This is a genomic window from Marinobacter sp. 1-4A (assembly GCF_016597725.1).
GTDB lineage: Bacteria > Pseudomonadota > Gammaproteobacteria > Pseudomonadales > Oleiphilaceae > Marinobacter.
This window is the reverse complement of the sequence record NZ_VCGY01000001.1, coordinates 818578-842386: the sequence shown is the minus strand read 5'-3', so window position 1 is coordinate 842386 and position 23809 is coordinate 818578. Positions and strand designations below refer to the sequence as shown.

The following is a 23809-nucleotide window of genomic DNA, read 5'->3' as shown; positions in this document are numbered from 1 at the left end:
AGCTTAGCCTTTCATACCCTGCCCGTCACCCCTCAGTTGTTGCCGGTTTGCCTTACATCAACCAGATTGCCGCTCTCGTCATAGATCAGCTCAAAACCCTGATAGCGTTCGTGGCTTGCTAGCCGCTCCAGCTCTTCCATGGATTGCACCGGTATATCAACCAAAAGAGAGTTGACCAGCCAGCCCGGCAGAGCGCCCGTGGGGTCTGTGTGTTGCAGCCAGATCATCCGGGTTTTATTGCCTTCCGGAATAAAGCGGTAAAACGTTTCGGAGTGTTCAACTCTTACGCGGCTACTGTTTTCTACTCGCATGCCAGGAGTCGCGCTCATTTCCATAATGATCTCGCCAGACGCTTCGTTCCCCTCTGTGCGGATGCGAAGAACATAGTCTCGATCTGTTACCGGCCAGGGCATGTTGTTTACCGAGTAGGCATAACGGTCGTGAAAGTTGCCTTTACCGATACCGTAGGACTCGCTGCAATTGAGTACCCACTCAATGCAGGATGCTGGATCTACCATTACCGCCATTATGGTTTCAACGGGGGCATCGAGAAGAGCCACGGCCTTGAATGCCTGAAAACTGGAGCTGCCTTGATCCATGGTATAGATTCGGATATCGCCAGCTTCTTTGCGCAAGGTCCAGGCCTCGCTGTCTTCTTCTGGTAAAGCTGCGTGTGCGGTGGTGGTTGCCATGGCTGAAACCAATAGGGCGCAAAGCACACCACTGACAACTGAGGCCCAGCCTTTAAAGCTTTGGGCATGGGTGTTTCTCATAAGCTACACTTCCTAGAATATTGTGGGCGGAGTCTAACATGCGGAGTGGGGTGCTTTAGCCGCCGAAACAGGGGATTGTGAACCAGGTAACCACCCGATGTAGCAATTCTTTAAATTGGCCCGATCTGACGAAGAACATGACGATAAAAAAACTGATTGATGCAAAAGGACAATTCTCGCCCGGAGTGCTGAGCCAAGCTGTAGATGAAATAAACTACATGGACTACGACTTGCGTACGGTGATGGATCGACCGCGCTCGATGTTGGCCCGGCGCTGGCGGTTTAACCAGTTCCAGTTTGTAAGTGCCACTGGGCCAGATTGGGTCTTTGGCATGGCGCTGGTAGACCTGAAGCTGGTGGGGAACGGGTTTTTCTACCTCTATGATTTCGCATCCGGGCAAATGCTTGAGCACAGTTTTATGAGCCCATTTTCATTGGGTACCCGCATAGAGCCTTACCCTGAACATGGCACGGCGTCGTTCAGCAAAGGGGGTGTTTCAATGCGCATTCTGCCTTTCGCTGGGGGTAGATCCCTATCGGTGTCCGCGCCTGTTGGTATCCGCGTGGAGTTAACGCTGAAAGAAGATAACGATCCTTTGCGACTGGTTTGCCCAGCGGGTTACAACGGCTGGGTATTCACTCGCAAGTCGGCAGGTGTGCCGGTTGAAGGTGAAATTCGCTGGGACCATCGTATTTGGCGATGTGATGAGACGACCCGTGGTGCCATTGATTGGAGTTGCGGCTTTATGCGCCGGGAAACGGCTTGGAATTGGGCCAGCTTGGCAGGGCAGCTGCAGGACGGTCGGTCGCTGGGCCTCAATCTGGCTGCGGGCGTAAACGAAACCGGTATGACAGAAAACGCCCTTTGGCTAGAAGGGAAATGCCATAAGCTCGGTGCAGCCCAGTTTCGCTTCGATCGTTACCAGTCGGGAGGCAACTGGCACGTAACAACGGATGATAGTCGCGTTGACCTACACTTTGAGCCTGCCGCAGCGCGTAAAGAAAAGCTTAATGCGGGGATATTGGCATCCAATTTCCGACAGTACGTGGGAACGTTTAACGGAACCATTACCGATGAGAGTGGCAACAAGGTTGTCGTTCAGAATATGAAGGGATTGGTCGAGGACCATTTCGCGCGGTGGTAATGCATAGCGCCTGCATCCAAGAAGTATGCAGGCGCTTAACTAGCTTAATTGAGCTCAGCGTTCGGGCAGGGTTACGTTCAGTTCGAGCACAGAACAACTGCCATTTCGGTCCACTTCCACCTGGACCATATCGTCACTGATTTGCACGTATTTGCGAATGACCGCCAATATTTCCTGCTGCATTTGCGGCAAATAGTCGGGCTGATCGCGTTGTCCGCGCTCGTGGGCCACAATAATTTGCAAACGCTCTTTTGCCACATTGGCGGAGCTTGATTTCTTGCCTCTGAAATAATCGAGGAAACTCATCCGTTAGCCCCCCTTGAACATCCGCGAAAAGAAACCTTTTTTCTGGTTGGTCATGAATCGGTGTTCACGTTCCTCACCCAGAAGGCGCGCAACCGCGTCATCATAAGCCTGACCAGCATCGCTCTCGGTTTCTAGAATAACCGGCATCCCCTGATTCGAGGAGTTCAGAACAACCTGACTTTCTGGAATAACGCCCAGTAATGGAATGGCGAGTATTTCCTCAACATCCGCTACAGAAAGCATCTCGCCCCGCTCAACCCGGTCCGGGTTGTAGCGCGTTAGCAGCAAATGCTCCTTAACCGGCTCCTGACCCATTTCGGCGCGGCGGGACTTGCTTTGCAAAATGCCCAGAATACGGTCAGAGTCCCGAACTGAAGAGACCTCGGGGTTGGTTACTACAATGGCTTCGTCCGCATAATACAGCGCCATAAGAGCCCCATGCTCGATACCGGCGGGTGAATCGCAGATGATGTAGTCGAAGGTTTCAGAGAGCTCGTTGATAACTTTCTCAACGCCTTCTTTCGTAAGGGCCTCTTTTTCCCGAGTTTGGGAAGTTGGCAGTATGTAAAGGGTATCAACCCGCTTATCACGGATCAGGGCCTGATTTAACGAAGCCTCACCCTGTATGACGTTTACGAAGTCATACACTACACGGCGCTCACAGTTCATGATCAGGTCTAGGTTGCGCAGGCCCACGTCGAAGTCAACCACGACGGTTTTGTGGCCGCGCTTGGCAAGGCCTGTACTGATAGAGGCGCTGGTGGTGGTTTTACCAACGCCGCCTTTTCCTGAGGTAACGACAATAATTCTAGCCAAGGTTTAGTTCCTGTGTCTCGATGGATTCGTCGTGTCTGCCGGCTTTTGGCCCGGTCACATTATTCTGTTCGATTCCAGTATCAGGCCTTGTCCAGTGGTGCCACCACTAACAGGTCATCCCTGAGCTGAATCTGCACAGCGCTTTTCCAGCCGCTATTCTGAAGATCTTCGGAGATTTTATAGTGTCCGGCGATGGACACAAGCTCTGCTTCAAGGGATTGACAGAAAATTCGTGCGGACTCGGCGCCATGAATGCCCGCCAATGCCCGGCCGCGTAGCGGGCCGTAAACATGAATGTTGCCGGCAGCGAGTACTTCAGCGCCCGCCTGAACCGGCGCCAGTATAACCAGATCGCCCTCGGGCGCATGAATTTGCTGGCCTGAGCGCACGGGGTGGCTGATGACCTTGGTTGCGGGTGCTTCCTTTACTGCCTGAGGTTCCGGCGCTGCAGGTGCCGGTATTGTTTCGGCTTCTGCTTCATGGCCCCGGTCCCGTTGGCCGCTCCCGGGCATGAGTGCGAGGGAGGCACCACGAGCAAGGCGGCGTTGATCATCATTGCCGCCACGAACACCTATAACGTGGATATTGTTGCGCCGGCATGCACCGATAATCTTAAAGAAGTCCAGCTCACTGTCGAGGCCTTCGTACTTTTCCAGACTTATAATCAGGGGGATATCACGAAAAAATCCGGGAGCCTGACTGATTTTGTTTCTCAGCGTGTCTTCAAACTCGTCGTTGTCAAAGTAATAGAGCTCCAGAGCGGTCATGGAAACACTGGCGCTTTTTAGTTGAAATACCTGCTGAGCCCTTGTGGTAGCGGTGTCACTCATGAGTGGGTCTCTTCCTTGAAGGTTGGCTCTGATGGGCTGCGTGGGCGTAGTGGAGAATCTTCAAAGCGTATACCTGACCAGCCAGAGCCCATGAACTGACGAATATTGCTATGACTGTCACCGGCAGGGTCGTGTAGTACCTGCTGGTAGTGTTGCGCGAACAGTTTCAGGGTGTCTGACTCGTTGAGCGAGCCATGAAGACCGAGTGCAAATACTTTGCATGAACCTGCGTTTTCTCCTTCAGCATTTACTAAAGGGCCGTTCTGAAAGCTTGTGGGCTTGTAGTCGAAGTAGCGCTCGATTAAGGCCAGAGTGTCATCAAAGTCTGCATGGCCGCCATCTATCGAAGCCAAGTGGATGCGTAACGCTTCGTTTAACTTCATTATTTGTGATCCTGTTTCGGACCCGTTTGGTGCAGGGCTTTCCACTGCTCGTAGGGCATGCCGTAAATCTCTTCCCGCGCAGCCGGGTCGGACATCTCGAAGCCGCGTTCACTGGCTTCTGCGCGATACCATTTAGAAAGGCAGTTGCGGCAAAATCCGGCCAAATTCATCAGATCAATGTTCTGAACGCTAGGGTTGTCTCCTAGGTGCTTAACCAGGCGGCGAAAAGCTGCTGCTTCAATTTCAGTGCGCTCAGAGTCTGGAATAGGGTTCGACATGGGGCCTCGTTATGCTATCCGATGGTTGTTTTGGAGATTCCTGACATTCTCAGCATCTTACTTTAAGATACAAGACTGTATGAATGTACAGAAACCCGACGTGAGCCCAGTGATTATGCCTCAACGCAAGATCATCCATGTGGATTGCGACTGCTTTTATGCAGCCGTTGAGATGCGAGATGATCCAACATTGCGCGATGTTCCGCTGGCGGTAGGGGGTGAGGGTGGTCGAGGCGTGGTGACAACCTGTAACTATAAAGCCCGGGCTTTCGGTGTGCGCTCGGCCATGCCTGGCGGAGAGGCCCGTCGGCTCTGCCCCGGCCTAGTTACTGTGCCGCCAGATATGGCCCGTTATCGCGCGGCATCACAGAAGGTCATGAGCATCCTGCGGGAACTGACTGATCTGGTTGAGCCACTGTCGCTGGACGAAGCGTTTTTGGATGTATCCGATGTAACCGACCACAAGGGCAGTGCCACGCTGATGGCGCGCTATTTACGAGAGCGGGTAGAAAAAGAAGTCGGGATAACCATTTCCGCCGGGGTTGCCCCCAATAAATTTCTTGCCAAGATTGCCAGCGACTGGCAAAAACCCAACGGGCTGTTTGTGGTGAAGCCCGATGAGGTGGAGGATTTCGTTCGCGAGCTCAACGTTGAAAAACTGTTTGGCGTGGGGCAGGTAACGGCCGCCAAGCTTCATGCGCTTGGCGTTAAAACCTGCGGAGATTTGCAGGCGTTGGGCGTGGATGTATTGATCGAGCGTTTTGGCAAACAAGGTTATCGGCTTCATGAAATGGCGCACGGCCGGGACGAGCGGTCGGTGGTGGTTTCCCGAATTGCCAAATCTGTGAGCGTAGAGCGCACTTTCTCTCAAGACTTACCAGATTTGGCCGCTTGTGAAACCGTACTGGCGTCGCTGGCGGCCGATCTGAATTTACGGCTCGCCCGAAAGGCCAAAGATAAACCCATTCATAAACTGTTTATAAAAATACGTTACAGCGACTTTTCAACACACACTCTGGAGCGAGTGCGAGACAATATAAAGGAGCCTGCGTTTGACGATTTTTTACCGCTTCTCAATGAGCTGGTAACCAATCGCGAGCGTCCGGTTCGCTTGTTAGGCTTGGGCGTGCGATTTAGGAATGATGATGCCCCCGTTACCCAGTTAAGGCTCTTCGATTAAGCTCATCCCGGAAAGAAGCTTAGAGATGTGCTGAAAAAGTAAGCGGCTGAAAAGTACCCCATCAGACCGCCAATAAGGGCGCCAGCTACAACGTCTGACGGGTAGTGCAAGCCCAGTACTACACGCGATGCAGCTACGCTCAAAGTAAACGGAGCCGTTGCCAGCGCCAGTGTTGGCATTGTCATGAACAGTATGGTTTGAAAGCAGGCAGCGTGGAGCGTGTGGCCTGAAGGAAAACTGTAGCGGTCTAAAGGCGGCGTTCCGCAGTTAATGGAAGGGAACGATATAAAAGGTCTTTCGCGGATTAGCCAGCGTTTAAGAAGTTTGTAGGTTAGGGTGCAGGTCAGCCCGGTTAGGGTCATTAACAATGCTAGGCCAGCTCCCATCTCAGGCTCTAGGAAAGGGATAGCCAAAATCAAAGCGTACCAGAACCAACCGTCTCCCAACCGGCTTACCACTTGGAAGTAACGCATGACCGGTCGGAACTTAACGACTTGATTGATGGACTGGCAGAATGCGTACTCACGCCGATCTGCCAGTTCAAAGAATCGAAATGCTTTGCTTGTTTCGGGCATGGAATCGGGCCTTTGGGTTTTGGTTCAACACAAGTTTTTCGAATTGTTCGATCCGCGACTCCCAGTTCAGCTTGAGAGCCTCAATCCGTGCTTGGGTGCGAATGCGTTTGAGCAGGCTTGGCTGGTTTGCCAACCTAAGTGCTCCGCTAATAAACAGCTCATCCTGATCTAGAGGGGCCTTGATACCGTTTTCTTCATGGCGGATGTGTTCATGGGCGGCTGCATCGTTGTAGGCCACCACGGCGAGGCCGCTGGCCATCGCTTCAAGTACAACATTTCCGAAGGTGTCGGTTTTACTTGGGAATAAAAACAAATCGCCGGATGCATAGTGGCGAGCCAGATCATTGCCAGACTGGGCTCCGCAGAAAATGTAGTCTGGATGCTTCTCAGACAACTGTTTGCGCATGGGTCCGTTGCCCACGAGCACGAACTTGGCTCGTGGATATAGCTTGCGTATCCGTTCATAGCACGCCACGGCTGTTCGAATGTTTTTCTCGGCTGCTAGTCGTCCGACATAGAGCACTGCTCGGTCATTTCCCTCAAGCCCCCAGCTCGCGCGCAGAGATTCGTCTCTTTTATCCGGAGTGAAGCGTAGGCAATCCACTCCTCGACTCCAAAGGCCAGTTGGCGTGATGCCCATGCTTGAGGTGACGTGCTGCATTTTGGTTGTTGGAACAAGTGTGATGTCTGTGCGGTTGTGGAACCAACGGCCATAAGCGCACAGTAGCCTTTCCAAGGCCCCGAAGCCGTAATATCGGCTGTACTGATGAAAGTTGGTGTGGAAGCCGGAGCCGACAGGCAGTCCCATTGTTCGCGCTGCTGAAACAGCTGCTATACCTAAAGGTCCTTGGGTGGCTACGTAGACTGCATCGGGGCGGTTTGTTTGCCACAGTCGTTGAAGCTGGCGGCTGCTGGCGATGCCAACACGCAAGTCGGCGTACCCGGGGAGGGGTAGGCTGGCTACAACATGCTCGTTCGCAAACAGTGCATTGCCGGCGCTCGGTATCAAACCTTTTCTTTCGTGGCGCTGTCTAGGCCGTACAATGGTAACTTCGTGCCCGTGTTGAACGAGTCCAAGACAAAGGTGTCTTAGTGTGTTGGCAACCCCGTTGATTTCTGGCGGAAACGTCTCGGAAACGATGGTAATGTGTTGTTTTCGCGGGTAGACCAGTCTAGTTTTTATCACGACGTTCCCCATGGCTTTTTATTAACATATTTCTACTATGGGAGCGGCCGGTGACAGGCGCGCGACACTCTTATGACATTCTCTTTACGCATTCAAAAACCTGAAGCGGAGGCGCTATGCAAACCCGAAAACTAGGCCGCACAGACATTGATGTGAGCCTGATATGCCTTGGTACCATGACCTGGGGCGAGCAGAATACCGAGCAGGAAGCCTTTGAACAGCTGGATTACGCCACGTCTGAAGGTGTGAATTTTATAGACACGGCAGAAATGTACCCCGTACCACCAAGGGCTGAAACTCAGGGCCTGACCGAGACATTTTTGGGTAACTGGCTGGCACAACGAGGTCGCCGCGACGACTTGGTGATCGCCTCGAAGGTTACTGGGCCGGGGGATGGATTCGGCTATTTGCGGAGTGGTCCGCGCCTCACCCGTGATCACATCATCGAAGCCTGTGACGCCAGCCTAAAGCGCTTGAAAACTGACTACATTGATTTGTACCAAGTGCACTGGCCGGATCGTAACGCGAACTTCTTCGGTAAGCTTGGCTACCATCACGACCCGAAAGAGAAGTTTACGCCGATTGAGGAAACTCTGGAGGCGCTCAATGAACTTGTACAAGCCGGGAAGGTTAGGCACATAGGGATCTCCAATGAAACACCTTGGGGCGCCATGGAGTATTTACGCTTGGCTGACAACAAAGGTTGGCCGCGCATTGCCAGTATTCAGAACCCTTACAGCCTCCTAAACCGGTCGTTTGAAGTGGGTATGGCTGAAATAGCCAGTAGAGAGCAAGCAGGATTGTTGGCTTATTCTCCGCTGGCCTTCGGTATGCTGTCTGGCAAATATATGGGCGGAAAGTGGCCAGAAAAGGCTCGCCTCACGCTGTATGAACGCTTCAGCCGCTATACCAGCGAGCGCGGAGCTGATGCCACTCGCGCCTACGCAGAACTCGCTTGGCAGAAAGGGTTGTCTCCGGCCCAGATGGCGCTGGCTTATGTAAATAGCCGTAGTTTTTTGACCAGTAACATCATTGGCGCCACCAATATGGAACAACTTCGCGAAAATCTAGACTCAAGCAACGTGAGTCTCAGCCAAGAAACTCTGGAAGCCATTGAGGCAATTCACCAAGAGTTCACCTATCCTTGCCCGTGATTAAACGGGGGGGTTATTAAAAAATGCTAAGGTGTTGAGGTCAAAGGGAATTGGCCGCTTTTGGTGGATGTTGAGTTACATTTAGAAACTCAGCTGATCATATTTTGACAAAAAGCCTGTGATCTCGTGACAAAAAAGCGGTGCCATTGCGCGTCGTTTCACATTATTTTGCAGCTCAAGGGTTAGACTTTAGCCTAGGGGATGAGTAAACTTCTAATCCGTTTAAGAGGCCGCCGTAAGTATCATGATTATCCGCATTTTTGTCGCATTGCTTGTTCTCAACGTCGCCGCGTTTGTTGTTCGCGCCGATGCGTCTGAGCGCGCGTTTAAGGCGACAAACGAAACCATGACCGTTGAAGATGTCTACGAGCTTCAACAGCGGGTGTCCGGCGATATTGATGAAGACGATTCAGATGCTATTGCCGTTGCCGAAATCGGCTCTCGTTTGTTGAGCCTGTCTCTGGTGCGTTCAAGCGGCGCTGGCAAGCATTATGCCTCCCAGCCGGCTCAGGCTGATCACGGCATAGCACTATTGAATGAGGGCGCTTGTCTCAACCTGAAGTGGAATTTCTGATTCTCTAGTCTGCACCACCCTAGCTCTTCTTTTCTTAATATTTGTTCCCACTTTTTGCTCTCAATTGCTTTCTGTACGCTCTGTAAAGTCTATTTCTGGCGATACCTCGGTTTAACGCAGGATTCATGATCTGGTGCATTGTTTGAGTGCATCTGTCATGTGATGATTCCTGAACAGGTAGTCACATGTCGAATGATCAATGAGGATCTTTGTATGGCGGTAAACAGCAGACAGCGCGTGAACAGCACAGAGCGTTGCGTGGATGAAGTCATCCGCCGGGTAGGTAAGAACATAAACTTAGGCTTGCCTTTGGGGTTGGGAAAGCCCGTCCGCCTCGTGAATGCGATTTATCAGCGGGCAAAGGACGACCCTGAAATAAAACTGCACATTTTTACTGCCCTCTCGTTATTGGCGCCTGCCGGAAGTTCTTCTTTAGAAAAGCGCTTTATGGGCCCTTTTGCGGAGCGCCTTTATGGCGGGATTCCGGAACTGCAATATGCCCGAGATGTGAGCAATAACTGCTTGCCCCACAACGTGCAGGTATCGGAATTTTTCTTCAAGGCTGGCAGTTATCTCAATAATCGCAGCCAGCAACGCCACTATGTGTCCACTAACTATACTCATGCTGCACGTGATCTTATGGATTTGGGAGTTAACGTGGTGGCGCAAATGGTAGCGCCGGGCGAGCTGCATGATGCACCGGGTATGGTAAGCCTGAGCTGCAACCCCGATCTGAGTATAGATTTGCTGCCAATGCTGAGGGCGCGGGAAGCGGCAGGAAACCCAGTGGCTGTGGTGGGAGAAGTAAATCGCCAGTTACCTTGGTTTGGACGCGATGCCGCGGTTGCGGAAGACGAGTTTGATATGGTGTTTGAGCACCAAGCCTCTGAGTACCCGCTGTTTTCCGCACCTCAGATGGCCATCAGTCCGGCAGACCATCTGATCGGCTTTTATGCCAGCACCTTGTTGAAGGACGGCGGCACCCTGCAAGTAGGTATAGGTTCACTTGGGGCAGCTCTTGTGCACAGTGCCATTCTGCGGCACAAAAACAACGATGCTTGGCGGGCGGTTTTCGACTATTTAAACGTTGCTGAGAACTTCCCTCTGGCGAAAAAAGAAGGTGGTACAGGGCCGTTCGACAAAGGCCTTTATGGCTGTAGCGAGATGATGGTCGACGGCTTTCTTTATCTGATGGAAGCGGGTGTTATCCGGCGTGAGGTCTATGACCATGCCGACCTGCAAATTCTTATCAACAACGGTGAGATTGATGAGCAGATTTCCTTGGCTACCCTTGATGTTCTGCGCAGGGAAGGGTTGATTGACTCACCCATGCGGTCGCGCGATGTAGCTTGGCTGCGGCGATATGGCATTCTCCGTGAAACAGTCGAGTTCAAGGGTGGTAGATTAAAAATAAGCGACCACTCTTTAAATACTGATCTTGATGATGCAGAGGCGAGAGGGGCGATAGAAACTCTGGCTCTTGGCGAGCGGCTCGTTGGTGGCGTTGCCATGCATGGCGGTTTTTACGTGGGCCCGCAGAAATTCTACCAGTCCTTGCGGGAACTTTCCGATGAGGAACGTAGCCGCATTTGCATGACCAGCGTTAACTATATCAATCACCTCTATGACCACCCGTTGGGTAATCAAAGGCTTAAAGCGGCCCAGCGGATACACAGCCGGTTTATTAATACGGCCATAATGTACACACTCAGCGGCGCTGCTGTGTCTGACGGGCTTGAAGATGGCCGGGTACTCAGCGGTGTCGGCGGCCAGTATAATTTTGTCTCCATGGCCCACGAATTGCCGGGCGCCCGCTCAATTATTGCACTGCGCAGTTGCCGGAATACCGGGGGCAAGGCGGTGTCTAATATCGTGTTCAATTACGGCCACTGCACGATTCCCCGCCACCTGCGGGATGTAGTCATCACCGAATACGGTATTGCTGATCTGCGCGGCCAGTCGGATGAGCAGGTCTACCTGCGCCTGATACGCATCGCTGATTCACGCTTCCAGCCGGATCTACTCGAAAAGGCGCAGAAAGCCGGTAAGGTGGACAAGAACTTCCAGTTACCGGCCAGTTGGCTAAACAATACGCCGGACGCTATTGCTAAGGCGTTTGCTGGCGCTGGCGATAAAGACTGGTTTCCCGCGTTTCCTTTTGGCCGGGATTTTACCGATCAAGAGCTGAAGTTGGGCAAAGCGCTAAAAAGGTTAAAGGCGGAAACGGCGACCAGCCGTGGTAAAATATCGACTCTATTGCAAGCTGTTCAAGCCAAAGATGAGCAAGGGCGTTATGCTGAATTACTGCAGCGAATGGGGTTGCATCAACCCTCGGGCCTGCGTGAAAAACTGGATCAACTTCTCGTGATCCATGGTTTGCAACTTACTGAAAATCCATCAGACACAGGAAGTTCAAAAGCCTGATGCAAGCTTCTCAAGAAAAACCTGACGTTTTTACGGTTCACTACGTTTTAAAAAATAAGCTCGGCGAGTTGGTCGATACATCCGAGGGAGGTGAACCTTTACATTTTTTGTACGGCAGCCCCGATGTCATCAAAGGTATCCAGGAGGCCGTTAAAGATCGCAACGCGGGGGACTGTTTGGAGGTTACTGTGCCTCCGTCCATGGCCTATGGTGAGCACAGAGAGGATTTGGTCCGCAAGGTGCCGCGCTCGATGTTTGAGGGGGTAGAGAACCTGCGCGTCGGTATGAAGTTTCAGACCAACACAGGCGATAATGCCCAAATTGTTCAGGTTATGGGAATCGACGGCAATCTTATTAGAATTGACGCCAATCACCCGCTTGCAGGCTTCACTCTGTATTTCGATTTGGAAATCATTGAGCGCCGCGCAGCAACTGACGATGAAATTGCTCAGGGCCGACCACTTTTCGAGTGAGTTGGCGTTTTTAGGGGGCAGCGTCTAGAGTCTAACGTTTGTAATTGGGTGTAACCGCAGTGTAGTTCCATGTATATTTCTGAATAGCATGTATAATTACGGTTACATCAGGTTGCCTGTGCCGTCGGTTACAGGCAAAAAACTGAACCCGGAAAAATAAAATCAGAGATGGATCCCGTGGAACAGACAAACGAAAGTTGGCGAATTCTTATTGTCGAAGATGACGAGCGGTTGGCCGAGCTGACCCGTGAATACCTTGAAAGCAACGGCCTGACCGTGTCACTCGAAACCCATGGAAGCCCTGCTGTGGAGCGAATCCGCAACGAGCAACCAGATCTTGTCGTACTTGATTTGATGTTGCCCGGTGAAGACGGTCTTTCCATTTGTCGTCGTGTTAGGCCGTTTTATTCTGGCCCTATCATCATGCTCACTGCACGTACTGACGATCTGGATCAGGTGCTTGGCCTTGAGATGGGAGCGGATGATTACATCAGCAAGCCCGTTAAGCCCCGCGTGTTACTGGCGAGAATACGCGCCATGTTGCGGCGTGTTACGGAAAATGCGCAAAAAAATAGTGCAGAAGAAGTGAGCGGCGAAGAGCCTTCACGTCTTCAGTTCAACGATCTGATTGTGGATCGCGCTATGCGCGAGGCTTGGCTTGGTGAAGACAGCATAGATTTGACCAGTGCCGAGTTCGATCTGCTTTGGCTGCTGTCCAGTAATGCTGGGCGAGTGTTGAGCCGGGAAGAGATTTTCACTGCCTTGCGGGGTATTGAATACGATGGTCAGGATAGATCGATTGACGTTCGAGTATCCCGGATTCGCCCAAAAATTGGCGATGACCCTGTTCACCCTCGCAGGATTAAGACCGTTCGAAGCAAAGGCTACCTGTTTGTGAAGGAAGTCTGACGATTCAGTCTTTTGCATCGGTACGGTTGTCTCGGCCGATGCTTCCTTGCCAGGGTTCTCCGACATGCCCCTGAACTTTTTCCTCAAATTATATGCCCGCCTTGCTGGCCTTACTGCACTGGTAATACTTCTCTGTATTGTCTTGTTTGTCGGCATAAACTCCGTGCGTTCACAGTTCTGGCATGAACGCTTTGCCGAGCCGTTGATGCGCTGGCTCGCGTCTTCGCCGGCACCGGAGCAACAATATCACTGGCTAGCCCCCGAGTATGGGTTTCAGGTTGTAGACGCAGGGGACCCATCCCTCTCACCAGTGATTCGAGAACGCTTGGGGTATGGTCAGGTTGTTGCGGTTGAAGGCAGTTTGGGTTACCGGTTTTTGGTAAGCGGATTTCATGGCGAGACTCTGCAACTTAGAGCTTCCCAGCCCTATCGCGATATAGCCATCGTGTCTGCAAAAGCAATTCGAGTTCATCTTGATGCTGTCGGTTTGGATGAGCGTGAACAAGCTATTGAGCGGCTTTCAGAAAGTTTGAAGGCGCGTGTTCGGAGGGTGCAGAGCCCGACAGCCTTACCTGATGATGAGGTTCTCGAACGCGTGTACCGCAAAGGCTCCGCTTTTTACTACGACAACCAAGTGGCACGGGTGCTTTTGCAGTTGGCAGATGGCGAGCTTGTTCTGGTTTCTTTGCCAGCACCGTTCAACCCCTGGGCATGGCCGGTTATTTTGTTGCTGGTGGTGGTCTCTGGAAGCGTTTTGGCGTTGGCTTTGTTTTTTGTGCTACGGGGTTTGGACAGCAATCTGCGTAAAGTAGAGTCTGTAGCGGTGCGTATTGCTCGGGGGGAGATGAGTGCTCGTGTGGAATCTGGTGAGGGCAGTATTGTCTCCCGATTGGCTGCCGCCTTTAATGGCATGGCGGAGCATATACAGCGCCTTGTGGACGTCCAACGCGAAATGATCCATGCGGTGTCCCACGAATTGCGAACTCCGGTTGCGCGAATCCGCTTTGGCGTACAGATGATAGAGGATTGTCAGGGTCAGGAGGCTTTGCAGAAACAGCTTGATGGCATTGATGGCGATATTCAGGAGTTGGATGAGCTCATTGATGAAATCCTGACCTATGCGCGCCTCGAACAGGGCGGCCCTGTGTTTTCCCTCGAAGAAGCGTCTGTAACCGACATCGTTAGGCAGGTCGTAACCGAACAGCAGCTTGTGCGCCCGGCTCTTAGCATCGTAGGCGAAATTGATGGGGCTTCCGAGCAATTAGCCATGGCCGATGTTGAGCCGCGTTATATTCACCGTGCAATACAGAACCTTGTGGGTAATGCAGGGCGCTATGCTTCGGGCAAGGTGCTTGTTCGTTGCAGTATCGACGAAGATCATTGTCGGGTTGATGTCGAGGACGATGGCCCGGGCATCCCTGAAGATGAGTGGGAGAAGGTTTTCACTGCCTTCGCTCGACTTGATGACAGTCGAACCCGTACCTCCGGTGGATACGGGCTTGGTCTATCCATCGTGCGAAGAATTCTATACTGGCATAACGGGCAGGCGTTTGTGAGCCGAAGCGATAGCCTTGGTGGTGCACGCTTCAGTTTGGTCTGGCCCCGAAAAAAACCCATGGAGCCAGAGCTATAAACAGTTTGTGAAGCAGGTCTCGGGCATTAACCAGATGTAACAGAGTGACTACATAAGTGCTACTGAACGTTTGGCTGGCAACCACGATACTCAAAAGCGTAAGGGATGACTTTTGAGGTTGTGGTTCTTACGAACTTTCCTTGTTTCATTCGTCATTTGAGGGTCGGTTTTCCGGCCCTTTTTTTTACTTCTTTTTTAGCATCCTTGCACTCATTTCTGTGTTGTCTACTGATCAGCCATTGCGCTCGAACGCTATAAGGTGGTCGGCTTCTACCCGCACGGGAACTGTCTCGCCCAGATGGAAGTCTAAATGGCTTCTGAACAGCGCCTCAAATTCTGTATCCTCAGAACAGCGGAAGCGATAAAGCGTTGAAGTGCCCGCGAAGGTTTTCTCGACAACTTTCGGGCGCAAGTCGGAGGCCTCGTCATAAACAATGTCATCGGGGCGGATAAGTACATCCACCAGAGTGCCGTCTGGCCACTTGTAAGCCCGGTTGCCGTGGATGATGCCAAGCTCGGATTCTATGATGTCCGGCCCAACGGCTTTGCCCGGTATAAACCCGCCTTGCCCTACAAAGCTCGCCACAAAGCGGTTTACGGGTTCGTGGTATAGGTTGTAAGGCACATCCCATTGCTGGATTTTTCCACTCTGAAGCACTGCGACCTGATCACACATGGCAAAAGCTTCTTGCTGGTCGTGAGTCACCAGAATGGCACTGATGCCTAAGGTTTTCAGAATCTCGCGAACGTCGAGGCTGAGCCTGCGACGCAGATCAGTGTCCAGATTGGAAAAGGGCTCATCAAGCAAAATGAGTGTTGGTTCCGGGGCCAGCGCACGAGCTAATGCAACCCTCTGCTGCTGGCCTCCTGAAAGCTCATGGGGGTAGTTGTCTGCCAGATCCTGTAGGTGAACAACGTGCAGTAACTCCATAACCTTGTGGCGCTTATCGGCCTTGTCGAGCCCGCGCAAACCGAAGCCTACATTGTCGGCAATGCTCAGGTGCGGAAACAGCGCGTAGTCCTGAAAAACCATGCCGATGCGGCGCTTTTCCGGTGCCAGTGTGCGACCGGGCAAGCTGATGGGTTGAGATTGTAAGCGTATCTCGCCGCCAGTCAGCGGAAGAAAGCCTGCCAAAGCTCGCAAAATGGTACTTTTACCGCATCCACTAGGCCCCAGCAGGCAACCAATATCCCCGTGGCTGAGCGCAAAGCTAACATCTTTTACAACGGCGTCGCCGCCATAGCCGCAGGTTAGGTTGTTTACTTCAAGCAACCAGTTGTGGGCGGTAGTATCGGGCGAACTCATAGGTTTTAATCCAGACGGTTCAGAATCAGGAACTCCAGCAGTGCTTTTTGGGCGTGAAGCCGATTTTCGGCCTCGTGCCATATCACTGAGTTCGGATGCTCGATCATCTCGGCAGAAATCTCCTCGCCGCGATGGGCTGGCAAGCAATGCATTAACAGGGCGTCTTTATCGGCTATGTCCATCAGCGCCTGATTGATCTGATAGTTACTGAAGGCTTTTTCGCGGGCCTTTTGTTCGTCTTCTTGGCCCATGGACGCCCAAACATCAGTCACAAGAAGGTTTGCATTGCGCGCCGCTTCCTCTGGCTCGCGCATGAGTGTAATACGGTCCCTGTGGGCTTTCATCAGCTCTGGAGACGGTTCGTAACCCTCGGGTGTTGCAATGTTCAGATGAAAATCGAACTGCGTTGCGGCATTTATATAAGAGTGGCACATGTTATTGCCATCGCCTATCCAGGCGACGGTGGCGCCGCGAATGCTTCCACGGTGCTCTCGATACGTTTGCATGTCAGCCAATAGCTGGCAGGGGTGAAAGTCATCTGTGAGCGCATTGATGACTGGCGCTGTGGAAGCCCGCGCAAACGTTTCAACAGTGTCGTGGGCGAAGGTGCGAATCATTACCGCATCGACCATGCTGGAGATCACGATGGCAGAATCTTCAATAGGCTCGCCGCGCCCAAGTTGCGTATCTCTTGGGGAAAGAAACATCGCGGAGCCGCCCAATTGGGCCATGCCAGCCTCAAAAGAAACCCGGGTGCGAGTTGAGGACTTTTCAAAAATCATCGCCAATACTCGATTTTTCAGAGAGTCCCGGACTTTGCCTTGGCGCCATTCGTTCCGGAGCTTGGTGCCATGATCTACCAAATTCTCCAATTCGGTTGTAGACATGTCATTCAGTGTCAGAAAATGCCTTGCTGCCATGGGATGGCCCTTACCTTGATGAAGCCCTGGGTGAGTATAAATACTGGTGAAAAAACGGGGGCAACAAGTCTAGCCCTTCGCGCCAGTGATGACAACGCCGCGGCACACAGGCTTGTCCTGTATCAAATTGCCGTGTTTGTTGAGGAGCCTAGCCAGCGTGTACAATGGACGCCAGTCAGGGCGGGATCAACAGCGCAAACAAGCGCACAGGCCGCTCCGTTTTAACCAGAGGTGAATGTTCATGGATATTAACGAAACCATTAAAAATCAACTCGCAGAAAACCCGATTATTCTATACATGAAAGGGTCGCCCCAAGCTCCGCAGTGTGGCTTCTCTGCAAAGACCTCTCAGGCGTTAATGGCGTGTGGAGAGCGTTTTGCATTTGTGAACATTCTTGATAACCAAGAGCTGCGCGAAGGCTTGAAAGTTTATTCAAGCTGGCCGACTTACCCCCAGTTGTATGTCAACGGTGAGTTAGTTGGCGGCTGTGACATCATTATGGAAATGTCGGAAAACGGTGAGCTGGCTACTCTAGTGAAAGAAGCCGCAAAGCAAGCCGAAGCCTAAGTTTTTTGCCGATTAGAGCCGCGACGGAGCAAACACCAGTTTTACTTCGAAGCGGCTTTTACTGTGTTGATCCGGCGGTGGCGCGGGGTATGGGCTAGCTGATAGTGCAGCCTGATACGCGGCTCTGTCGAGCGGCTCAATGCCTGTCGACTTGAGCACCCGCGCTCTAGTTAGTGCACCATTTCCTAATAGTTGCAACTCCAACGCCATTGTACTCGTCTCCGTTAGCTCCCTGATTGCCGGAATTCGCGATGATTCAAGCTTAGTGGCCAAGTGCATGGCGAGCTTGATCAGGTAGGGGTCTTGCTCAGTAGGTGATTGCGTAACCTTTGTGACTTCCTCAGCGTTTGGCTTTTCCGCAACCTGATTGCGGGTCCCCGGGTTAGACGGTGTGCTAGTGGGGGTTGTAACGGGAGATGGTTGGGGAGAATCCACTTTTTGTTTGGTCGGCGCAGCTTGTGAGCTTGCGCTAACCGGGGCTTTTTGCGGTGACTGATTTGTTAAAAGCGACGGTTCGATAGGCTTCGGGTTGGTGCTCACTGGCTCCGCCTCGAAGGGCGGATTATGGAAGTAGCTTTTTTCGGAAGGGCTCTGCTCGCTAGCAGATGCCGCTGCACTTTGAGGGCTATCTGCCGCTACCAACTCCAGATTCAGCTGCTCTCGGTGTTTTACAGGTGAGTCCTGCACAATAGAAGGAACCCCGGACAATAACACCGTATGAATCAGGAAGGCGGTTGATAAGGCGAGGGCGATCCGATATTTCGCCGGAAGGCTGTTGTTGCTGCCATACTCCAGCATTTAACCTAGATTTCTCCAATATTACGGAATGAACGCTGCATTGGGCTTAGGCCCGCGTGTGGTTGCGGCCCAAAGCCTAATCAGGCGGTTTTGCTGCGCAGTGAACCAACCACGGCATCCAGAGCCCGGTCAATGAGTGCTCCTTGCTCGAGCCGAGTCATTCTACCGCGTCGCATTTCTTGGGCAAGTTCAATGCGGGTCTTTTCGATGACCTTCAGGCCCATGCGGTTCACAAAAACAAAGCAGTCTGCTTCATCAATAATCGCTGAGAGCTTGCAGCGGAAGTTTGCGCCATTTACCAGCCGGAACTCTACCCAGTTACCAACCTCAATGCTGTCAACCTGAGCCATATGCTCTGCCATGGCAGAGTCTTCGGGCTGGAGGTATGCAGCATTATGGGTCTCGGTAAAGGAGTCTTCTTGAGTTGGCAGTTCTTCCGCTATTTCAATATTTGGGCTTGCACGGAAAGCTTCAGCCAACTCATGCTTGAGCAGCCCCATGGTGTCGTCAAGCTTTGTTGCATTGTAAGAAACTTCTTCCAGCCCTGCGCGCAGCGACTTCAGTAAGCCCGGAACAACGCGAACCCACTGATCCCGCTCGGAGTCGTCTTCATGTGGGAGCAAGCACCAGATCAAATCATCAACGACTTTTACGCTTTCTTGCCAGCGATGCTCCACATCATCTCGAAGGTAGGCCAGAAACATAAACCGGCTCCAGCCATTAATGAGGATGTTGTGCACCGGCTCCGGGAGGCGGTAGCGTGCAACTCGCTCTTTTATCACCCGGTCGACCAACTCCTGTGCTTTCTGGGACTTGATGCGGCCGCGCTCCGATTCACGGGTGCGTTGTTCTACAAGAGACGACTTTCGGTTTTCTCTTGCAAGGAACTCTTCAAACTCTTGATTCAGGCTCTCAAAGAGTGTGACGTCGCCATCAAACTCACAAAGAATTTTCTGCACAATGCTGTGAATTTTCTCGTAAAGCTTGTCTCTAGCTTTTTCGTCGCTGTTGCTCCAACCGATTCCAGCCCGGGCGAGAGCATTGAGTAGCTTGCGCGCAGGGTGCGTCGTCTTGCTGAAAAAGCTCTTATCCTTGAGGACAACTTTCAAGATGGGAATCTGCAATCGGCTGATGAGAACTTGTACCGGAGCGGACAAACTGTAGTCATCAAGAATAAACTCGAACAACATAGAGACAAGGTTGATTAAGTCCTCGTCTACTTCCTTCAAAGCGGGTCTCTTGCCGTCGCTGGTATTGGTCTGGGCCAGAATTTGCTGAACCGCGCTGCGAAGGTCTATCGTTAGAGGTTCGCCTTCGCTGAGATTGCGCTCATTGCCCGTCTGGGTGCTCAAAGGCAGCGAAGCAAGCAGGCTAAAGAGTTCGCTGCCGCCGATAATCCGAATGTCTGGGTCGTGCGACTGTGGCGACATGCCAGAGTTAGCTCTCTGGCGTGCCAACAATTGGTGGATCTGATCGAAAACCGCGCTGTTGCTTGAAGCATCGCCGTTAGGCCGGTTTTGGCTCTGTTCAGAAGCGTGTTCTTGGCTTTCGCGATTCCCTGAAGCGCTGTGCTGTTGGCTTGTTTTTCCGTGAAAGCGAAAATTGGGGATGACGCCTGCCTGAACGAGAATTCTATTGGCTTCGTCTAGCAGCATGCCCAAATTGGAGACCACGTAGCGATCAAACTGCTTTAGCAGAATCAATCGTTCACGGATTTGTATCTCCAAAGCCTGAATAGCCTCGGTAAAGGCACTGCAAAGGTGCTCCGGGGCCATAGGGTTGACCGGTGATTGATCCGATGCACCCTCGTAGACGTGGCTGAAGCGGGCTTGCAGCTGGATTAGAGGCCCCTGAAAATGGGCTTTGGCTTTGGTGATCATGGCGTTCAGAGCTACTTGCTCTTCAAGATCATCATTGCCGACGAGCGCTAGATTGTCTGCGTTTGCCTGTTGCCCAAGTGAGTCTTCGTGTAATTGGTCTGTATGGGGAGGGTTGGCAAAAAATTGCGCAACGGTATTTTGGAAGTGCCGCTCTACACCCTTACGTTTGATGCGAATTTCCCGCATGGCTTCAAAGTAGCGGTTCTGCTCATTATTGCTGCGGGCATTGTTGGCCAGCTCGAACAGCGAATCGTCAACGGCATCAAACGCGCCCTGCAGCAAATCACCCAGTCCGGCGACAACTGTGTCGCGGATACGGGCTACCTCCGTAGGCACGGCTTCGTTGCTAGCGGTCCCTTTGTGGTCGCGGAGGTAATGTATGCCGGACTGCTTGTTCATAGCCGACTCCTGTTGATGGCTCAACCGTATTTATAGCCAAGCCAGACTGCTTGTTTTGAGTTATAGACTAAATCTACCCCATTTTCAGCTTGGTTAACATAATTAAAAACAAAGTTGCGTACTCATTCAAAAAACAAAGGGTGTTCCGGAAGAACACCCTAATGAAAGTTAGCTTATTTTGGCTGTCGAGTTTCCGATATCAGTTAACGTATATCGGGCCAATTCCTACGCTCCAAATGACCACGCTAATGGCAAGTAGGCCGACAAACATAACCAGCCCAACAGTGAGTACAGCTGTGGCAAACATGAACCCCCGGTCTTCAGGGATCTTCATGAGAATAGGTAGTCCTTCATAAAGCAGGTATACCGCGTAGGCAATGGCAACAAGCCCGGCCAGCATATTCACCCAGATATTAGGGTAAACTGCGATAACGCCAATCAGGAACATGGGTGTTGCGGTGTAGGCAGCCATGGCAACGCCTCGCGGTGTCTGGTCGCTCGCATCGTAGGTCGCCGCAAAGAAATCGATAAACTTTCCGAGAATGAATATGCCCGCCAGCATAGCCGCGTAAAATAGTACGGACAGACTTAGTGCACTGTTTATAGACAGGCGGGTGACCTGACCGTTACCGATTTGCCAGCCCACCTGAGTGGTTCCAACGAAGCCTGCGACGGCAGGTATAAGTGCAAGTAGTAATACGTGCCCCATATAAAGGCGTGTAACAGATTCCGAATCTTTTCGAATGGCTTTCCATTGGTTGTCAGGGTTGGTCAGCAGGCCAAAGGTGTGTGTCAGACTCATGGAAAAACTCCTTGCGATTATTGTTGTTTCGCATACGCCTTAAGTGTTGGTGCCAGATTGATATGCGTCAAGGAGCTGGTTACATTTTGATCTTTCTAGAACAGGCTTCGCTATAACTGGAACGTCTATAGCGAAGAGCAGGTGCTGGCATCTATTAGGCGATGGAGAGAGTCCGTTTTTTACGTTTTTTCGGATGAACAATGGCCGCTTTCACAACATTGTCTTTGATTTGAAGCACTTCTACCCGGTGGCCGTCTACTTTGAGGCAAACGTTAGTGTCGGGGATGTTCTCAAGGGTCTCGGTGATTAGGCCATTGAGGGTTTTCGGGCCATCGATGGGAAGTTTCCAGCCCAGAGTTTTATTGATCGTGCGCACAGCAGTTGTGCCGTCCACAATGAATGTGCCGTCTTCTTGCGGAATGATGTCGGGGCTGGTTGCTGCGTAATCGGTAGTGAACTCACCAACGATTTCTTCAAGAATGTCTTCCAGAGTGGCAAGCCCCAGTACATCGCCGTACTCATCCACCACAATGCCGAACCGGCGCTTACCCTTTTGGAAGTTGATTAGCTGGGTATTAAGGGGTGTGCTCTCGGGCACAAAGTAAGGCTCTTGGCAAAGCTGCAGGATCATGGTTTTGCTGATTTCTTCCTGCTGCAACAGCTTGGTAGCGCTGCGTAGGTGCAGAATGCCCTGTATCTCATTGATGTCGCCTTTGAAGACGGGCAGGCGGGTGTGCTGACTGTTTCTCAGTTGGCGCAAAATGGTGTCAGTGTCGTCGTCCAAATCGATGCCGGAGACGTCGTTCCGGGGAACCATGATGTCGTTCACGGTTACCTTTTCGAGATCCAAAATGCTAACCAGCATGTCTTTGTGCTTGGCCGGGATAAGCGCGCCAGCTTCGTTCACAAGCGTTCTGAGTTCTTCTCGGCTCAGGTGGTCGCTGGCAGCGTCGTTCGGTGAAATTCTCAAAATCCTCAGAATAGCGCCTGTAAATAGGTTGACCGCCCATACGACCGGGTAAAGAATCTTGAGTAGAGGCCCGAGGATGTAGCTTGCAGGAAATGCAATTTTTTCGGGAAATAGGGCGGCAAGGGTTTTTGGTGTGACTTCCGCAAAAATCAGAATCACTATGGTCAGCAGAAGTGTCGCTATGGCTATGCCGGCATCGCCCCATATGCGTATGGCTATGACCGTCGCTATGGACGAGGCCAGAATGTTAACGAAATTATTGCCTATAAGAATGATGCCGATTAACTGATCGGTCCGCTGCAGCAGGCCTTGGGCGCGCTTTGCGCCTTTGTGGCCGGTCTTCGCCATGTGTTTCAGGCGATACCGGTTCAGCGACATCATTCCGGTTTCGGAGCTGGAAAAAAATGCCGACAGCATGATCAGCCCGACAAGAATTATCGACAGCGCAGTAAGCGATGTACCGTCCAAACTAAAGGTGTCCTTATGTTGCTGGTATTTAGCGAAATTTGGTTCTGATTGCGCCCGGTGTCAAGAGGTAATGGGGCGAGAGTTAGCCGCCATTCTGAAAGACAAGCTCAAGTGCAAACTTGCTGCCATAAAACGCGAGCATCAAGAGTGCGCAACCAGCCAGTGTCCAACGGCTTGCGGTCATGCCTCGCCAGCCCTTGGTGTACCGCCCTACTAGTAGGGCTACGAAAACCAGTAGCGAGAGTATGGAGAACACAGTCTTATGAGCCAAGTTCTGGGCAAACAGGTTTTCTATAAAAACTGCGCCCGTCACAATGGCAAGAATCAGCATAACCACTCCGGCCCAGACCATTTCGAAAAGCAGAGACTCCATAGTTTGCAATGGCGGCAAATTGCGCAGCAGAGGGCTATTGTAGTTCTGTTTCAGTTGCTGGTTCTGGAAGTACAGCAAGGTTGCCTGTATAGCCGCCAGAGAAAACAGGCTGTAGGCTGTCACTGATAGTGCGATATGGGAAAGCACTCCATAGCTCTCATCGGAAACCAGTCGCGACGGTGTGTGCGTAATCAAGGCCATGATGATGGTGAAGGCGGCCAGTGGGTAAACGCCCAAAAAGAGGCTTTGTACCGGCTTTCTTAGGTTTAGCCCCAGCAGCAAAAATACAATCAGCCAAGAGATCAGCACCGAGCTTTTGAAAAAACCCAGATCAACACCACCATCATGGTGGATAGTTTGGGTAATCAGAAGTCCGTGGGAGGTGAGTGCCAGCATACCAATAAGAGTGGTGATGGCGATGTTGCTTTGTACACGCCCACGAAAGTGAAGCGCCTGCAAAGCGGTGCCGACGCTATACAGAAAAAGAGAGGTGACCGCGAGAATCAGCGTTCCCATAACTTCCTTATTCACCACTGTGCTGGCTGGAGATCGGCAAGCTTGGCTGCCGATTTGACCGGGTTGGTCGTTTCAGGACGATAGTCTGGTTATAATGTCGCGATTATGCAACAGGAATCAAGGAGCCAAAGCTGGCTCTGAGGTTTGTGCACTCAATTTACCCGGGGTAC

Annotated in this window: 24 protein-coding genes; 9 read left to right on the top strand and 15 right to left on the bottom strand. The window is 51.9% G+C overall.

Going from position 1 to position 23809, the window contains the following annotated elements; genetic code table 11:
- Positions 1-32: 32 nt before the first annotated feature.
- On the bottom strand, positions 33-773 hold the full coding sequence (locus FE845_RS03715) for an START domain-containing protein (protein ID WP_200361818.1): 741 nt from the start codon (positions 771-773) through the stop codon (positions 33-35).
- A 137-nt stretch (positions 774-910) separates the two neighbouring features.
- Between FE845_RS03715 and FE845_RS03710 the strand changes: the two genes are divergently transcribed.
- Positions 911-1918 (top strand): DUF2804 domain-containing protein, encoded by a 1008-nt coding sequence (locus FE845_RS03710; protein WP_200361817.1) that lies wholly within the window; start codon positions 911-913, stop codon positions 1916-1918.
- 54 nt (positions 1919-1972) lie between these two features.
- Here FE845_RS03710 and minE read toward each other — a convergent pair whose 3' ends face one another.
- From minE to FE845_RS03685, 5 genes are all read right to left on the bottom strand, one after another.
- Positions 1973-2224, bottom strand: a complete 252-nt coding sequence (gene minE, locus FE845_RS03705; RefSeq protein WP_200361816.1) for a cell division topological specificity factor MinE — start codon at positions 2222-2224, stop codon at positions 1973-1975.
- 3 nt (positions 2225-2227) lie between these two features.
- On the bottom strand, positions 2228-3040 hold the full coding sequence (minD, locus tag FE845_RS03700; RefSeq protein WP_200361815.1) for a septum site-determining protein MinD: 813 nt from the start codon (positions 3038-3040) through the stop codon (positions 2228-2230).
- Positions 3041-3120: 80 nt separating this feature from the next.
- The gene (gene minC / locus FE845_RS03695) at positions 3121-3870 is read right to left on the bottom strand and encodes a septum site-determining protein MinC (RefSeq protein ID WP_200361814.1); all 750 of its coding nucleotides are present in this window, start codon (positions 3868-3870) and stop codon (positions 3121-3123) included.
- Positions 3867-4253 (bottom strand): HopJ type III effector protein, encoded by a 387-nt coding sequence (locus FE845_RS03690; RefSeq protein ID WP_200361813.1) that lies wholly within the window; start codon positions 4251-4253, stop codon positions 3867-3869. The genes minC and FE845_RS03690 overlap by 4 nt, the downstream gene beginning before the upstream one ends.
- Positions 4253-4531 (bottom strand): DUF1244 domain-containing protein, encoded by a 279-nt coding sequence (locus FE845_RS03685; RefSeq protein WP_200361812.1) that lies wholly within the window; start codon positions 4529-4531, stop codon positions 4253-4255. Before FE845_RS03685 ends, FE845_RS03690 begins: the two co-directional genes overlap by 1 nt.
- 115 nt (positions 4532-4646) lie before the next feature.
- Here FE845_RS03685 and dinB point away from each other — a divergent pair, with 115 nt between their 5' ends.
- On the top strand, positions 4647-5711 hold the full coding sequence (dinB, locus tag FE845_RS03680; RefSeq protein ID WP_200361871.1) for a DNA polymerase IV: 1065 nt from the start codon (positions 4647-4649) through the stop codon (positions 5709-5711).
- Positions 5712-5713: 2 nt separating this feature from the next.
- On the opposite strand, the gene FE845_RS03675 is transcribed toward dinB, so the two are convergent.
- Together FE845_RS03675 and FE845_RS03670 are read right to left on the bottom strand one after the other, a co-directional pair.
- Positions 5714-6286, bottom strand: coding sequence for a phosphatase PAP2 family protein (locus FE845_RS03675; RefSeq protein ID WP_200361811.1), 573 nt, complete (start codon positions 6284-6286; stop codon positions 5714-5716).
- On the bottom strand, positions 6252-7484 hold the full coding sequence (locus FE845_RS03670; protein WP_200361810.1) for a glycosyltransferase family 4 protein: 1233 nt from the start codon (positions 7482-7484) through the stop codon (positions 6252-6254). Before FE845_RS03670 ends, FE845_RS03675 begins: the two co-directional genes overlap by 35 nt.
- Positions 7485-7588: 104 nt before the next feature.
- Between FE845_RS03670 and FE845_RS03665 the strand changes: the two genes are divergently transcribed.
- The 6 genes from FE845_RS03665 to FE845_RS03640 all read left to right on the top strand — a co-directional run bounded on the left by FE845_RS03665 (position 7589) and on the right by FE845_RS03640 (position 14639).
- Entirely contained in the window at positions 7589-8626 is a 1038-nt protein-coding gene (locus tag FE845_RS03665; protein WP_200361809.1) for an NADP(H)-dependent aldo-keto reductase, read from the top strand.
- A 244-nt stretch (positions 8627-8870) separates the two neighbouring features.
- Positions 8871-9200: a hypothetical protein gene (locus tag FE845_RS03660; protein WP_200361808.1), complete on the top strand. Its 330-nt coding sequence runs from the start codon at positions 8871-8873 to the stop codon at positions 9198-9200.
- Positions 9201-9413: 213 nt separating this feature from the next.
- Positions 9414-11624, top strand: a complete 2211-nt coding sequence (locus FE845_RS03655) for an acetyl-CoA hydrolase/transferase C-terminal domain-containing protein (RefSeq protein ID WP_200361807.1) — start codon at positions 9414-9416, stop codon at positions 11622-11624.
- Positions 11624-12097: an FKBP-type peptidyl-prolyl cis-trans isomerase gene (locus FE845_RS03650; RefSeq protein ID WP_200361806.1), complete on the top strand. Its 474-nt coding sequence runs from the start codon at positions 11624-11626 to the stop codon at positions 12095-12097. Before FE845_RS03655 ends, FE845_RS03650 begins: the two co-directional genes overlap by 1 nt.
- A 168-nt stretch (positions 12098-12265) precedes the next feature.
- Complete coding sequence (locus FE845_RS03645; protein WP_200361805.1) at positions 12266-13006, top strand: response regulator; 741 nt, start codon at positions 12266-12268, stop codon at positions 13004-13006.
- Between the two features lie 64 nt (positions 13007-13070).
- Positions 13071-14639, top strand: a complete 1569-nt coding sequence (locus FE845_RS03640; RefSeq protein ID WP_200361804.1) for an ATP-binding protein — start codon at positions 13071-13073, stop codon at positions 14637-14639.
- Between the two features lie 232 nt (positions 14640-14871).
- On the opposite strand, the gene FE845_RS03635 is transcribed toward FE845_RS03640, so the two are convergent.
- Positions 14872-15945, bottom strand: a complete 1074-nt coding sequence (locus tag FE845_RS03635; RefSeq protein ID WP_200361803.1) for an ABC transporter ATP-binding protein — start codon at positions 15943-15945, stop codon at positions 14872-14874.
- Between the two features lie 5 nt (positions 15946-15950).
- Entirely contained in the window at positions 15951-16865 is a 915-nt protein-coding gene (argF, locus tag FE845_RS03630; RefSeq protein ID WP_200361802.1) for an ornithine carbamoyltransferase, read from the bottom strand.
- Between the two features lie 241 nt (positions 16866-17106).
- Here argF and grxD point away from each other — a divergent pair, with 241 nt between their 5' ends.
- Complete coding sequence (gene grxD, locus FE845_RS03625; protein ID WP_200361801.1) at positions 17107-17433, top strand: Grx4 family monothiol glutaredoxin; 327 nt, start codon at positions 17107-17109, stop codon at positions 17431-17433.
- A gap of 12 nt (positions 17434-17445) precedes the next feature.
- Here the strand turns inward: grxD and FE845_RS03620 are convergent, their stop codons facing one another.
- The 5 genes from FE845_RS03620 to FE845_RS03600 form a co-directional block, all read right to left on the bottom strand.
- Complete coding sequence (locus FE845_RS03620) at positions 17446-18231, bottom strand: energy transducer TonB (RefSeq protein WP_200361800.1); 786 nt, start codon at positions 18229-18231, stop codon at positions 17446-17448.
- 80 nt (positions 18232-18311) lie between these two features.
- Entirely contained in the window at positions 18312-20510 is a 2199-nt protein-coding gene (locus FE845_RS03615) for a DUF1631 domain-containing protein (protein ID WP_200361799.1), read from the bottom strand.
- A gap of 199 nt (positions 20511-20709) precedes the next feature.
- A complete protein-coding gene (locus tag FE845_RS03610) occupies positions 20710-21312 on the bottom strand; it encodes a Yip1 family protein (protein ID WP_200361798.1) in 603 nt (200 codons plus the stop codon).
- Positions 21313-21466: 154 nt separating this feature from the next.
- Entirely contained in the window at positions 21467-22750 is a 1284-nt protein-coding gene (locus tag FE845_RS03605; protein ID WP_200361797.1) for an HlyC/CorC family transporter, read from the bottom strand.
- An 82-nt stretch (positions 22751-22832) separates the two neighbouring features.
- Positions 22833-23639 carry an inner membrane protein YpjD gene (locus FE845_RS03600; protein ID WP_200361796.1) on the bottom strand — a complete coding sequence of 269 codons (807 nt, stop codon included), beginning with the start codon at positions 23637-23639 and terminating at the stop codon, positions 22833-22835.
- Between the last annotated feature and the right edge of the window lie 170 nt (positions 23640-23809).

Bases quoted from the DNA above. Each gene is read 5' to 3' on its own strand.
- minC (WP_200361814.1), bottom strand. From the start codon at position 3,870: ATGAGTGACACCGCTACCACAAGGGCTCAGCAGGTATTTCAACTAAAA.
- FE845_RS03620 (WP_200361800.1), bottom strand. From the start codon at position 18,231: ATGCTGGAGTATGGCAGCAACAACAGCCTTCCGGCGAAATATCGGATC.
- FE845_RS03670 (WP_200361810.1), bottom strand. From the start codon at position 7,484: ATGGGGAACGTCGTGATAAAAACTAGACTGGTCTACCCGCGAAAACAA.
- FE845_RS03655 (WP_200361807.1), top strand. From the start codon at position 9,414: ATGGCGGTAAACAGCAGACAGCGCGTGAACAGCACAGAGCGTTGCGTG.
- grxD (WP_200361801.1), top strand. From the start codon at position 17,107: ATGGATATTAACGAAACCATTAAAAATCAACTCGCAGAAAACCCGATT.
- dinB (WP_200361871.1), top strand. From the start codon at position 4,647: ATGCCTCAACGCAAGATCATCCATGTGGATTGCGACTGCTTTTATGCA.
- FE845_RS03650 (WP_200361806.1), top strand. From the start codon at position 11,624: ATGCAAGCTTCTCAAGAAAAACCTGACGTTTTTACGGTTCACTACGTT.
- FE845_RS03715 (WP_200361818.1), bottom strand. From the start codon at position 773: ATGAGAAACACCCATGCCCAAAGCTTTAAAGGCTGGGCCTCAGTTGTC.
- FE845_RS03645 (WP_200361805.1), top strand. From the start codon at position 12,266: ATGGATCCCGTGGAACAGACAAACGAAAGTTGGCGAATTCTTATTGTC.
- FE845_RS03615 (WP_200361799.1), bottom strand. From the start codon at position 20,510: ATGAACAAGCAGTCCGGCATACATTACCTCCGCGACCACAAAGGGACC.
- FE845_RS03675 (WP_200361811.1), bottom strand. From the start codon at position 6,286: ATGCCCGAAACAAGCAAAGCATTTCGATTCTTTGAACTGGCAGATCGG.
- FE845_RS03600 (WP_200361796.1), bottom strand. From the start codon at position 23,639: ATGGGAACGCTGATTCTCGCGGTCACCTCTCTTTTTCTGTATAGCGTC.
- FE845_RS03685 (WP_200361812.1), bottom strand. From the start codon at position 4,531: ATGTCGAACCCTATTCCAGACTCTGAGCGCACTGAAATTGAAGCAGCA.
- FE845_RS03610 (WP_200361798.1), bottom strand. From the start codon at position 21,312: ATGAGTCTGACACACACCTTTGGCCTGCTGACCAACCCTGACAACCAA.
- FE845_RS03635 (WP_200361803.1), bottom strand. From the start codon at position 15,945: ATGAGTTCGCCCGATACTACCGCCCACAACTGGTTGCTTGAAGTAAAC.
- FE845_RS03665 (WP_200361809.1), top strand. From the start codon at position 7,589: ATGCAAACCCGAAAACTAGGCCGCACAGACATTGATGTGAGCCTGATA.
- FE845_RS03690 (WP_200361813.1), bottom strand. From the start codon at position 4,253: ATGAAGTTAAACGAAGCGTTACGCATCCACTTGGCTTCGATAGATGGC.
- FE845_RS03640 (WP_200361804.1), top strand. From the start codon at position 13,071: ATGCCCCTGAACTTTTTCCTCAAATTATATGCCCGCCTTGCTGGCCTT.
- FE845_RS03710 (WP_200361817.1), top strand. From the start codon at position 911: ATGACGATAAAAAAACTGATTGATGCAAAAGGACAATTCTCGCCCGGA.
- argF (WP_200361802.1), bottom strand. From the start codon at position 16,865: ATGGCAGCAAGGCATTTTCTGACACTGAATGACATGTCTACAACCGAA.
- minE (WP_200361816.1), bottom strand. From the start codon at position 2,224: ATGAGTTTCCTCGATTATTTCAGAGGCAAGAAATCAAGCTCCGCCAAT.
- FE845_RS03660 (WP_200361808.1), top strand. From the start codon at position 8,871: ATGATTATCCGCATTTTTGTCGCATTGCTTGTTCTCAACGTCGCCGCG.